At 60.8% G+C, this 13,084-nt stretch carries 9 protein-coding genes; all 9 read left to right on the forward strand.

The features are described 5' to 3' along the window. Positions 1 to 49: 49 nt before the first annotated feature. From tssC to tssM, 9 genes are read left to right on the forward strand one after another with little or no spacing between them, the layout of a single operon-like run. Positions 50 to 1,444 carry a type VI secretion system contractile sheath large subunit gene (gene tssC, locus GH784_RS22820; protein ID WP_153793828.1) on the forward strand — a complete coding sequence of 465 codons (1,395 nt, stop codon included), beginning with the start codon at positions 50 to 52 and terminating at the stop codon, positions 1,442 to 1,444. Continuing rightward, entirely contained in the window at positions 1,441 to 2,262 is an 822-nt protein-coding gene (locus GH784_RS22825) for a type VI secretion system accessory protein TagJ (protein WP_111796484.1), read from the forward strand. The genes tssC and GH784_RS22825 overlap by 4 nt, the downstream gene beginning before the upstream one ends. Further along, positions 2,255 to 2,764: a type VI secretion system baseplate subunit TssE gene (tssE, locus tag GH784_RS22830; RefSeq protein WP_013760992.1), complete on the forward strand. Its 510-nt coding sequence runs from the start codon at positions 2,255 to 2,257 to the stop codon at positions 2,762 to 2,764. The genes GH784_RS22825 and tssE overlap by 8 nt, the downstream gene beginning before the upstream one ends. Next, a complete protein-coding gene (gene tssF / locus GH784_RS22835; protein WP_153793829.1) occupies positions 2,757 to 4,538 on the forward strand; it encodes a type VI secretion system baseplate subunit TssF in 1,782 nt (593 codons plus the stop codon). The genes tssE and tssF overlap by 8 nt, the downstream gene beginning before the upstream one ends. Before the next feature lie 9 nt (positions 4,539 to 4,547). Further along, entirely contained in the window at positions 4,548 to 5,552 is a 1,005-nt protein-coding gene (gene tssG, locus GH784_RS22840) for a type VI secretion system baseplate subunit TssG (RefSeq protein WP_153793830.1), read from the forward strand. A 6-nt stretch (positions 5,553 to 5,558) separates the two neighbouring features. After that, positions 5,559 to 6,764 (forward strand): type VI secretion system-associated FHA domain protein, encoded by a 1,206-nt coding sequence (locus GH784_RS22845; protein ID WP_194842995.1) that lies wholly within the window; start codon positions 5,559 to 5,561, stop codon positions 6,762 to 6,764. Next, positions 6,754 to 8,094, forward strand: coding sequence for a type VI secretion system baseplate subunit TssK (gene tssK / locus GH784_RS22850; protein ID WP_153793853.1), 1,341 nt, complete (start codon positions 6,754 to 6,756; stop codon positions 8,092 to 8,094). Before GH784_RS22845 ends, tssK begins: the two co-directional genes overlap by 11 nt. After that, entirely contained in the window at positions 8,091 to 9,602 is a 1,512-nt protein-coding gene (tssL, locus tag GH784_RS22855; protein WP_111802162.1) for a type VI secretion system protein TssL, long form, read from the forward strand. Before tssK ends, tssL begins: the two co-directional genes overlap by 4 nt. Continuing rightward, positions 9,599 to 13,078, forward strand: a complete 3,480-nt coding sequence (tssM, locus tag GH784_RS22860; protein WP_153793832.1) for a type VI secretion system membrane subunit TssM — start codon at positions 9,599 to 9,601, stop codon at positions 13,076 to 13,078. Before tssL ends, tssM begins: the two co-directional genes overlap by 4 nt. Positions 13,079 to 13,084 lie beyond the last annotated feature (6 nt).

The raw sequence follows: 13,084 nt of genomic DNA on the forward strand, positions 1-13,084 counted from the left end.
TGCGGGGTGCTCAGCCACCCCGGCCCCGTTCATCATCCGGAGCACACTCATGGCGCATCAGTCCTTCACGGACGCCCGTATTTTCGCCGACCAGCTCATCGCCCTCATCGACGATGCGCTGACCGGCCAGGTGAACGCTATTCTCCACCATCCCGATTTTCAGGCGATGGAGGCGAGATGGCGCGGGCTTGCCATGGTCGTGCGCGAGGCAGGCCGCAGCACCGACGTGAAGGTGAAACTGCTGAACGCCAGCTGGCGCGACCTTGCCCGCAACACGGAACGCGCCACCGACTTCGACCAGAGCCATCTTTTCGAGGTCGTCTATAACCGCGAATTTGGCATGCCGGGCGGCGAACCGGTCGGCCTTCTGATCGGTGACTACGCCTTTTCCCCTGATGATCTTGATGGTGCCGATTCCATCACAACGCTGTCACAGATCGGCATGGTGGCTGCGGCCGCCTTCTGCCCTTTCGTAGCGGCGGCTTCGCCCTCCACCGTTGGGCTGCAGGACTTTTCGGAGCTCAGCCGGGTCCATGACTTTTCTTGGCTGAAACAGGAGAAATCGCGGCTGCGGTGGAATGCGCTTCGCGCACGCGACGATTCACGCTTCGTAGGCCTTGTCGCACCGCGCGTTTTGCTACGTTCTCCCTACAGGCCCTATGCGCGCGGGCGGGATGACGGATTTCCATTCCGCGAGCATGTGGCGGAAAGCGGCGAGACCCTGCTGTGGGGCAACGCCGCCTTTGCCTTCGCAACGGTTGTGGTGCGCAATTTCGTCGATTCCGGCTGGTTTGCGGATCTGCGCGGTGTGACACAGGACGCCGTGGATGGCGGCATGCTCTCTGTCCGACAATTGCCACCGCTTGATCTCGGCATCGAGAGTAACGGCCTGTCCGCCCAGCCGCCCGTGGAAGTGCAACTGACGACTGGGCAGGAACAGCAATTTTCCGATCTGGGCATCGTACCCGTCTCCACAACCTATCTTTCCGGCATGGCGATCTTCAACGCCAACCAATCCCTGCATGCACCCGGCCATTACTCCACCGAAGCGGCGAGGCAGAACGCCCGCCTCGCTGCCATGCTGCAATATGTGCTGTGTGCCTCCCGGTTCTCGCATTACCTCAAGGTCATCATGCGCGATGACATCGGCCAGCTCAGCGATGCCACGACCATCGAGCGTAAACTGGAAAGCTGGCTTTCCTCCTATACGCTCGGCAACGACGATGCGGAGGCGGCGTTGCGCACGCGCTATCCGCTGCGCTCTGCAGGGATCAATGTCTTCGAGGTTCCCGGCAAGCCCGGAACATTCTCATGTACCGTCCGCCTTCAGCCGCATTTCCAGCTCGATGACGTCTCCACGAGCTTCCACCTCATTGCCGAAACCATGATGCCGGCCACCGCCGCATCCCGGCCTTCGGCCGAGCCGCAAAGGATATCCGCATGACGCTGCGCGACGAAATTTCCCGCCTCCTGGACGACAACCAGCTGCAAGACGCAATCGGGCTCGCGCGGGACCATGTGAAAACCAGGCCGACCGACAAGGATGGCCGCCATTTCTACATCGATCTGCTGGTCCTCGCCGGCGACTATGAAAAGGCCGATGCGCAATGCAATCTGGCCGCAACATTCTCACCGCAGGACAGCGTCGGTTTTTCCCTCTTCCGCCACCAGCTGCGCGCCATGGCCGCACGCAATGCGTGGTTTGAAAGCGGCGCCGTACCGGATTTCCCCGGCGGCCCCTCCGAACTTGACCAATTGGCCATCCGGGCGAACATTGCCGCGCGGAGCGGCGATGTCGAGGGCGCGAAAGACGCGTTGAATGAACTCGACGAAAAACGCGGCAATGTGCCAATCGGCCACGACGGCAAGAGCGCCGGCGACATCCGCGATCTGGACGATCGGGTTCCGCATGCGCTGGAAGTCCTGACCAACGGCGGACGTTATCTCTGGATCGATTACGGACGCATCGAGAGCCTCAGCATCGACCCCATGAGCCGCCCGCGCGACCTCGCCTTTCGCGGCGCCGAACTGACGTTGCGCGACGGGGCAGTCGCATCCGTGCTGCTTCCTGCGATCTATCACGGTGCGGGCGACGATGTCGGCCTCCTTCTCGGTCGAGAAACGCACTGGAGTGAGGGTGAACCACTGATAACGGGTCTCGGCCAACGCTGCCTGCTGATTGGCGACGATGTTGTGCCGTTCCACGAAATCGGCGCGCTTTCCGCCCTGTCCGACGAAGAAAGGCAGATCGCCCGTGGTTGATCCGCTGGAGCAATATCGCGCACGGCAAAGGACGCTGTCGCGCTCGGTTCTGGACCGGCTGCTCGATGACGCGCCGGATGCGGAAACGGATATGCTCGTCAGCCTGAAGGATCAGGCCCGCGAGATGCGCGAGGTGATCCGCCGCGACCTCGAGGCATTGCTCAATACTCGCCGCAACCCGGCCGGCCCGCCGGCTGCGTTGAAGGAACTGTCCGATGCCCTCGTAAGCTACGGCGTGGACGGCATTCTTTCAGCCAATCTGGTGACGGATGCCTCCAAGGCGCGACTCGCTCGCAGCATCGAGCGGCGGATTTCCCTGTTCGAAACACGCCTTGCCGACGTGCATGTGACGATCCTGAAAAACCGCACGGATGGTGACCGGGCGCTTCGCATGCGCATACAGGCAAGCTTCCGCCTACAGGAAGGCATGCCGCCGATCAGCTTTGAATCCCGGATCGATCCTTCCACGCAGCAATTCCTGGTGGAGGCGACGAATGGCTGAAGGCTTCCTCGAAAAGTACAATGACGAGCTTTTTGCGCTGCGAAAGCGCGCATCTCGTTTCGCGGCGGCGTTTCCGAAGATCGCCGGAAGGCTGCGGATGACGGGCGACGTTGCCGACGATCCGCATGTCGAGCGTCTGATCCAGAGTTTCGCCTATTCCGCCGCCCGGGTGCGCCAGAAGCTGGATGACGAATTCCCCGAACTGTCGGACAGTCTGCTGGAAACGCTCTATCCGCATTATCTTGCCCCGATCCCTTCGATGAGCGTCGTGCAATTCGCCCCGAGCCCGGCGCTGGCAACCGTGCAGACGCTTCCCCGCCACAGCGAAATTCTCGCCGAACCGGTTGGCGGCGAAAGCTGCCGTTTCCGCACCACGCAGGACGTCGAGATCGTTCCACTGGAGATCGCAGCTGCCACACTCACCGGTCAGCCGATCGATGCCCCTTTTTCGGCGTCCTTTGCCGGCACGGCCAGCTGTTTGAGGCTTTCGCTACGCAGCACGGCCCCGCGCAGCGGTACTTTCCCGGAAATGGGACTGACGAAACTCCAGATTTTCCTGTCCGCCGCATGGCAGCAGGCGACAGCGCTTTACGAGCTTTTGACCAACCATTGCGTCGGCATGGCGCTTGCGCGTCACGCCGAGGACAAGGAAGCCGTTTTCCTGCCCGCCGGAAGTCTTACGCCGTCCGGGTACTCTCGCGACAAAGCCATGCTGCCATATCCAGCCAACAGTTTTGATGGATACCGGCTTCTCACCGAATTCTTCGCGCTGCCGCAGAAATTTCTGTTTCTCGATATTGACGGCCTGCAGAAATGGGGCGGCGGCGACTGCGAGCTATACATTTATCTGGATGCGGCGGACACGCGGCTTGAGCGCATGGTGTCGGTCAGAGATTTTGTGTTGAACGCCTCACCGGTGATCAACCTGTTCAAACAAAGTTGCGAACCGCTCAGTCTTGATGGTACGCGGACGGAATACAGGTTGCTGCCGGATGCACGGCGGCAGCGGACGCGCGAGATCTATGCCGTTGAAAACGTTCAACTGACCAGCCGTTCCGGACAGACCGAGAAGACGTCTCCGTTTTTTGGTCGCACACAGCGCAATAATGGCGCAAACGTTTACTGGCAGATACAGCGCCGGTTCGATGATGACGGCTCTTCCGATACGGACATCGCCTTCGTGGATCAGAAGCGCGGCCCGCTTGGGCCGCTCGACATGGTGGCAAGCATTGATACACTTTGCCTCAACCGCGAACTGCCAAGCCAGCTTCCCTTTGGCGGCGGGCACCCATTCCTGCAGCTTTCTACCGGCAACGAGGCGGTGAAATCCATCCATGCGCTTATGCCGCCGACGGAGGCGATCCGCGTCAACGAGCGTTCGGCACGCGAGTGGCGGCTGATCTCACATCTTCTCCTCAACCATCTCTCGCTCAGCGACAACGGCGGCGCGCCGCTGAAGGACATTCTCTCGCTTTATTCCTTCAGGGACAGCCCGGAAACCCGACAGATCGTGGAGGCGATCAGCAATGTCGAGGCGCAGAATTCTCATGCCCGGATTGGCTCGGCAATGGTACCGGGAACAGATATCACGGTGGAGTTTGACCCGGCACTGATCGCGCGACCTGCCGCATTTGTTTTCGCCGGCGTCCTCAACCATTTCTTCGGGCTCTACACCTCGATCAACAGTTTCACGCGACTGACGGCGACGATGCGCGGCCACTCCAAACCGATTGCCCGCTGGCCAGCCCGCGCGGCCGACCGGCCGCTGCTTTAGGAGACGGGTATGTTACAGCAGACGCCAACCATCAAAGACCGACAGGCGGCGCTTCTCAGCGACGATCCCGGCCGCTTTGACCCTGCAACCGCGTTTCGCGTCGCCCAGTTCGTTTCGCCGGATGACGCGATCGTCATCGGTGCTCATGGCGGAATACAGCCGACACCGCTTGCAGTCAGCGGTTTCAGCCGAAAGCGCGGTCATGCCGAACTGAAATCAGCTTTCGCGCCCATCGTCGGCCCGCTTGGTTCGCTACCGCCGGCATACGGCGAACTGCTGCAACGGGAAGAACGCAATCGTTCGGGCGCGCTGGCCAGCTTCTTCAACCTTTTTGCGGCAAGGTTCAGCGAGCTGTTTGTATCCGCGACGGAAAAATACCGTCTTGCAAGGGGTTTGCGCTGGTCGGCCGATCAGAGGGACAACGGTTTCCGCAAAACACTGCTCGCCCTCATCGGGTTCCGCACTGCCGGTCTGGTCGAGAAAGCAGGCGTGAGCGAAGACGCGCTCCTGCGTTTCAGCGGTCTTCTGGCCGGCCGCAACCGCAATGTTTCGGCCCTGACATCAATGCTTTGCGAATTCACGGGACTTCCGGTCCATATCGAACAGTTTCGCCGGCGTTGGGTGGCTTTACCGCTTCACGAACAAAGCCAGCTGGGGCAGGCATCAGGACTGAGGCTCGGACAGAACTCGACAGCGGGAAGCGCTGTCGAAGATATGAGCGGGGGCTTCCGGGTCGTGATCGGCCCTGTCGCATATGCGGATTACCTGGCCCTCACGCCCGGTTCGAAACGGCTTGCGGAAATATTTTCTCTGACACGCCTGTTCGTCGGAAGCGCATTGCACTTCGATGTGCAGGTGATCCTGAAAAAGGAGGACATTCCCTTTTGCCGCCTCGGCCAGTCCGATGCTCCCGCCCGTCTCGGCTGGAACAGCTGGGCTCGCGTGGCACCCGCCCAACAAGACAGCGCTGACGCTGTGGTGACCGAGCGGGAAGGCTCGGCGATTTCCGCGTGAGGGGGCATGGATATGAAGCTTGCACTCAAGGACACACGCAATATCGGAGCAGCTAGAGCCAGTCAGTGGACCTTCGAGCGCGGCCGCCGCGTCATTGGCCGTTCGCGGGAATGCGACTGGCAGATCGACGACAATGAACGGCGCGTTTCCAAGCTGCACTGTACACTCAACCGCGATGGCGAAGGCTTCACGATAATGGACCAGAGCGCGAATGGCACGCTGGTCGATGGCCGCCTTCTGCTCGAAGGCGAAAGCGCACGTCTCCGCGACGGTTCGCAAATCAACATTGGCGGGCAGGTTTTTCAGGTCGCCATCAGCGGCGATGCCGAACTGGATTTTTCCGACCCCGACGCATCCCTGCGAATGAGCGACGAGCCGCTGACCATTTCGGCGATCCTTGCGGACATCGCCCCGAACGGCCGTTCGGCCGGCGGCATGATGGGCAACACTGCCTCTGTCGACGACTGGTCCGAAACATGGCGCGAGGGCGCCAAACGGAAGGCGAAATCCATTTCGCGAAATGTCGAGATCGGCTGGAGCGAACCGCCCGCGGCGCATGGAATAAGTGCCATTCTTCCTGATAACTGGGATGAGGAGCCGGTTGCAAGCAGCGAGCACGAACATACCGACGCGCTAAACACGCCCGTCATGATCTCTCGTCCCGTTTCGACCGCCCGCAGCGAAGATTTCGACAATGTTTTCCCGGAGACAGAAGAAAACTTACGAGTGGAAAACGCATCGGCTGCAGGCGTTTCTACCGCGCCGGAGATTGGTGATCTTCTAACCACGCTGGAGCAGGAAAGCGCCGATTGTCTAGCCGTTCTCGACCTGGAGAGCGAGCACGCTGGCCAAGGTTCGTCAGCCTCCCTGAGCGAGCGGATGGAAAGGCTCATCCGCCAGCAGCGGCAACTTGCCTACGCGCTCGAAACTTTGATCCATGGTTGCACGCAAAGGCTCGAGCCGAGGTTTATCGAGGCGTCTGTCGATGCCGGCAACGATTTCCGGGCAAAGATCGGCCGCCGGGACTGGCAGGGGCTGATCATCAAAACAGACTACTGGTCCGCCTACAAAAAGCAATTTGAAGAAAACGGCCGTCCATTGCCGGTCAGGCAGTTCCTGCAGCGCGCAGCGCGTGGTGAAGCCGCGCCGGTACGGCAGACTGACGCGGCCACAGCCGATGCCAAGGGGGTAAATGACCACGATGAGACATGAGAACCGTGTAGCCTGGAGCGAGGGCATGTTTCTTCGCGTCCAGCATTTTCAGCAGTCCGACCGTTGGACCGAACGCCTGGTGCGCAACACCACACGCAACCTTTCGCCCTATCCGTGGGGGATCGTTGAGATCGGGGTCGATCGCAGCGCCTTGTCGATAGGGCAATTCGCTCTGTCGAACCTGCGCGGCATCCTTCCCGACGGCACGCCCTTCGAGGCGCCTGAGGATTCCGACCTGCCGCCGCCGCTCGATCTCGACGAGAGCGTCAAGAATGCCATCATCTATCTCGCCCTGCCGGCCCGGCAGCCGGGTAAGGCCGACATGTCCGCCAGCGGCCACAACGACACCAACAATGTGCGTTTCACCGCATCCACCTATGAAGTCTCCGATACCAATATGGAGACGGATTTCGTCGCCCCGATTGATGTCGGCCGCCTGAGCCTGAAGTTCCTCAAGACCGGTGACGATCTTTCCGGTTATGAACTCATCGGGCTGGCGCGGGTAATCGAAGTCCGCTCCGACCGTGCGGTCATTCTCGATCCTGATTTCATCCCTCCAAGCCTCAGCTGCGCGGCAGCGCCCCGTCTCAACGAATTGCTGACGGAGCTTCTTGGGATTGTGCGCCACCGCGCCCAGGCGATCGCCGAACGCATCGGTGATCCGACGATCCGGGGGACGGCGGAAGTGGGCGATTATTTCCTGCTGCAGATCCTCAACCGGGCCGATCCGCTACTCGCCCATCGCAGTGCCAACGCTACGCGTTTTCATCCCATCCGCTTTTACGAAGACTGCATCCAGCTTGCCGGCGAGCTCGCCACCTTCACAATGGACAGGAAGCGGGCGACAGATTTCCCGCCCTATCGACACGAGGATCTGAAAGCCACCTTCGGCGCTGTGTTTGATGATCTGCGCACCTCGCTGTCTGCGGTTCTGGAACAGGCGGCCGTCGCAATCGAACTGGTGGAACGCCGTCATGGCGTCCGCGTCGGCACTATCCACGACCGCACACTTCTGCGCGACGCTGGCTTCGTGCTTGCCGTGCGGGCGGATATGGCTGCGGAGGATATTCGCCGTCGCCTCCCGGCACAGATCAAGGTCGGTCCGGTGGAACGGATTTCCGAACTAGTCAATGTGGCACTGCCGGGTATTCCCGTGCGGTCTCTGCCGGTTCTGCCAAGGCAACTGCCCTATCGATCCGGCACCGTTTATTTCGAGATCGACACGCAGTCGCCGCTCTGGAAACAGCTCGATACTTCAGGAGCCATTGCCCTGCATCTAGCGGGCGAATTCCCTGGGCTTGAAATGGAAATGTGGGCGTTACGCGAATGAGCACGGAAAACCCCTCTTCCTGGCAAGACTTGCCAACGGTGGTCGAGATCACCGAGGAAAGTCGCCGGCGCAACCAGAACGCCCGCAACATGGCGGCAATCCTGGAGGACATCGTCGAGACCGACGAGCCGGCAGGCCCCAGCAGGGCAAAGGCGACTGCCATGCCGGTCGAACAGCTGCTGACCGGTTTCCACTTCGGCGGCGAGGAGGTTCCGACACTTGTGCAATCGGCAGCTCCCCTTCTCAACCTCGCACATCTGCTGCGCTTCAGCGATGCCGAGCCGGATCCCGACCAGCTTCGCCGCGCCTGCGTTGAAGCAATTACACGCTATGAACGCGACCTCGCCTCCGCCCGCATCAGCCCCGAGCGGGCAAGGGCTGCGCATTATGTCGTCTGCGCGACGGTCGATGACGTCGTTCTCAGCAAGCCTTGGGGTGTGCGGGCAGGCTGGGCGCGCTCCGGGCTCGTTTCCACGTTCCACAATGACGTCACTGGCGGCGACCGGGTTTTCGACATTCTCGACCATTTCCACCAGTCGCCCGGCGCCAACAAGGATCTGCTGCTTCTGATCTATCTGTGCTTGTCGCTGGCTTTCGAGGGACGAACCCGCGTTTCACCGAAAGGAGCGCTCGAGCTTTCACGCATCCGCGACAGCCTCTACAAAACGCTGATCGGCCAATATGGCGCCTTCGAACGGGAGCTTTCTCCGCATTGGAAAGGCGTCGATGCCCGACATACGCCATTGCGCGCGATGGCGGCGCTCTGGACCCTGCTGTCGCTGATGGCGCTCGCCTTCGCGCTCGGTTATCTCTTCTTCACGCTGTCGCTCAACAGCGCATCCGATGTCACCTTCGAAAGACTTGCTCATCTGCCGCCGAACGAAACACCGAGCGTGTTGATCGCAAGCCCTCCTGCACCAACGCCGCCGCCAATTGAAGTGGAAACTCCCCGCGTCGTTGATCCACCCAAAATCGTGGAGCCGAGGCAACCCTCCCGGCTTGAAAAGCTGATGGCCTTCCTGCAGCCAGAAGTCGACAGGAAGCTCGTGACCCTTGCGGATGTGAACGGGCGGCTGCGGGTTCGCATCAACAATTCGGGCCTGTTCACGACAGGCAGCGCCGATGTCAGCCCGCAGTTCCGCGATCTCATCCAGCGTATCGGCGGCGCGCTTGCGGCTGAGAAATTTCGTGCGGTGGTCATCGGTTATACCGACACCGTGCCGATCAAGACGGTGGAGTTTCCATCGAACTGGCACCTTTCCGAGGCGCGCGCCAAGGCCGTTGGAGACATTCTTTCCCAATTCACCGGCCCTGAAGCAATCCTGACCGAAGGCCGGGCCGACAGCGACCCGATCGCCGACAACAAGACGGAAGAAGGCCGTCAGATAAACCGCAGAACAGAAATCATGGTCCTGACCAATCCCGATGAAAAACTGAGCGATGCCGGCATTCTCTCGCCGCCCATACAGAACAGTCCGGGACAGCAGCCGGGAGAGACCCAGCCATGAATCCATTGAGCTATTTTTATACGATCCGCTCCTATGTCGAGAGCTATGCGGCCCTCGTCGGACGACGTTTCCTGTCGCTTTTATGGGTGATAGCGCTCTGCGTCGTCATCTGGTTCTACGGCTATCTGATTGCGCTCGGCGATTTCAAGCCGCTTGGAACGGTGCAGGCCCGGCTCATCGCCATCGGCATCATCGTCGCCATCTGGCTGGTCTACATCGTCGTCACGATCTACCGCGGACGCAAGCAGGACAAGGAACTCGTCGACAGTATCGAGCGCGAGGCGCTGGCCAATCGGCAGGCGGAAATCGGCGAAATCCAGACACGCCTGAAGGAAGCGCTCGCTCTCTTGCGACGCGTCACGAAAAAGCGCTTCGGTTATATTTACGACCTGCCCTGGTATGTGATCTTCGGCGCCCCCGGTTCCGGCAAGACGACGGCACTCACCAATTCCGGCCTGCAATTTCCGCTTGGCGATGCGCTCGGCGAAAATGCGGTGAAGGGCATTGGCGGCACGCGCAACTGCAACTGGTGGTTCGCCGATGAGGCGATCCTGATAGACACCGCCGGCCGCTATACCACGCAGGACGATCTCGACGGATCCTCAAAGGCCGGCTGGGAAGGTTTTCTCAGCCTCCTGAGGCGATATCGCCGTTCGCAGCCGATCAACGGCGCATTGGTTACCCTATCCATCCCCGATCTGCTCAACCGTGATCCCGAAGAACAGCGGCAGGAACTGCGCTCCATCCGTCAGCGGCTTTCGGAACTCGACGAATATCTGCGCGCTCGGGTCCCGGTCTATATCGTTCTGACGAAGGCCGATCTGCTGCATGGTTTCGTGGAGTTTTTCGACGGTTTCAACAAGACCGATCGCCAGCAGGTTTGGGGCACAACCTTCAAGCTGGATGAGAGCTACTCCGCCGAGAACCTGCCGCAGCGCCTGACGGAAGAATTCGAGCTGCTGCAGCAGCGGGTCGATGCCATGCTGATCGAACGCCTGCAGCAGGAACAGAATGCGGAGATACGCGGACGTATCTTCCGTTTTCCGGCCGAGCTGGCGCGTCTGAAGGACCGCCTGCATGAAGCGCTTGCCGAGCTTTGCGCAAGTTCACCTCTCATTGAGCCCCCGCTTCTGCGCGGCGTTTATTTAGCGTCGGGAACGCAGCCGGAAACGGAAAGATCTCCCGCAGCCCCCAAAACCCGCCGGAGCTACTTCCTCTCGCGGCTGTTCAAGGATGTCATCTTTCCCGAAGCCGCATTGGTGATGCGCGACAAACGCCTTTCCGGGCGGCAATTGCTGGTGCGCCGCATTGCCTATGGCGCATCCGCCGCGGCGGTCGCCATTGTCTTCACTGGCTGGATTTTCACCTATTTCGCCAATACACAGGCGCTCGCCGAAGCGGATCGCAAACTTGGCGCTTATGAGCAGCTCGTTCAGGGAATTCCCGTACGAGACGTCGCAGATGCGGATTTCCTGCGCATCCTCCCCGCGCTCGACAATCTGCGCGATGCCAATTCCGGCTTTGCCCGCGAACGCATGTGGAATGTCAGCTTCGGTCTCGATCAGGAAGAAAAGATTGCCGGGCGCCAGCGTGATGCCTATCAGCGCGCGCTCAACGCCCTGCTGCTGCCGCGCATGATCGTGCAGCTGCAAAAGCAGCTTAAGGACGAGAAGGATGTCACCCGCACGTTCAATTCGCTGAAACTCTATGGAATGCTGGGCGGGATGGGTGCACTGGACCGCGATTTCCTGACCGTGCAGACGCATCAGATGTTCGCATCGCTTTACCCTGGTGATGGAAGGGCTGCGGTGCGAGAAGCGCTGGACCAGCACGCAAAGGCGCTGGCCAACGGCGTGCTTGCACCGATCGAGCTCGATGCGCGGCTCATCGCTACCGCCCGCGAAACGATCCGCGATCACGCGATTAGCACACGCGCCTACGATATTCTCGCCGGTCTTCCGCAGGTGCGCGAATTGATGGAATGGACACCCGCGGCGGCTTTCGGTCCTCTGGGGGAGCGGGCTTTCGAGCGTCGCAGCAAAGCGCCTATGGCGGAGGGCATAGAGGGCCTTTTCACTGCGGATGGATATCACCGTGTCGTCATTCCGCAAGTCGCTCATGCCGCCCGCATCGCGCTTTCCGAAGGCTGGGTGCGCGGTTCTGATGATGCCATCAAGGGCGCGACCGTGGAGCAGGTGGCGCAGGCCGCGCTGCAAATCTATTTCGACCGGTTTGAGAAAAAATGGGCTGATATGCTGGCCGACCTTCGGGTCAAACCGTCCCAGACCCTCGGCGACGCAGTGGAAACCACTCGTGCGCTCGCCAATGAGCGCAATATAGTGATGGAGGCCGCCAGATCGATCTCGGAGGCGACCGATCTCCGCCCCGGAGCAAACCCCGCCACCCTCGCCTCCACTGCGGAAGGCGACGCAACCACAGCCGTTATGGTGGCCTCGGTGAATGCGTCCGATCCCTATGCGAGACTGCGCGACATGCTGGCGACAAAAGGCGCAGCCACAACGGGCGAGCAGGCCAATGGCGACAAGACCGGTGGTTCGCCGTCGGAACAGTTGCTCGCGCATTTCAAGCTGCTGAACGAACAGCTTGCCCGCTCGGCAACAACCTCCGATGAAGTCGCCAAGGTGTTCGACGTGGACAGCCAGCTCACCAAGGCCAATCAGGACCTGCTGCAGCAGGCCCGCGAATTGCCGGCACCGCTCGACGTCTGGGTGGCAGGCGTGGCGGCGGATGTCGGCTCGCTCGCAGTGAAGTCCGCTCGCAGCCGCATCGCCGAACTCTGGACATCAGATTCAGCCTCCCTGTGCTCTTCGATCGTCACCGGTCGTTATCCCTTCGACCGGACCTCCGCGCGCGATGTCGCCATTGCGGATTTCACGCGTCTCTTCGGGCCGGCAGGGGTTTTCCAGACTTTCTTCAAACAGCGCATGGAACCGTTTGTCGACAAGACGACGACCCCATGGAGCTGGAAGGGTACCTTTGGCGCGGCCGGCCTTCCCAGCAGCGCAGTCGCCCAGTTCGAAAATGCCGACAAGATTTCGCGCGCCTTTTTCCCGAATGGTAGCGAGACGCCGGCGGTTTCGATCAATGTCAAACCCGTCTCCCTCACCAATGCCTCCAGCGCGGTGATGCTGGAGATCGAGGGCGAGCGGGTCGTTTATTATCATGGTCCGATCCAGGCGAAATCGATCACCTGGCCTTCGCGCGAAAACACGGCAAGCCTGTCACGCATCGCCTTCCAGCCCGGCGGCTGGCAGCAGGCCAAAACCGAAAATGGCGACTGGTCGCCCTTCCGCCTGTTCGACGGTGCCGATATCGAGAACCAGTCGGGTGATCTGCTGCGGGTGCGGTTTGAGAATGGCGGACAGGCTGCCGAATTCGATATTCAGTTCGGCTCGGTTCTCAATCCGTTCAAGCTGGATGCAATTGCCAGCTTCGCCTGCCCCGCGCAGTTCTAGGGACGG

This window comes from Agrobacterium tumefaciens (assembly GCF_009649785.1).
Classification (GTDB): Bacteria; Pseudomonadota; Alphaproteobacteria; order Rhizobiales; family Rhizobiaceae; genus Agrobacterium; species Agrobacterium tumefaciens.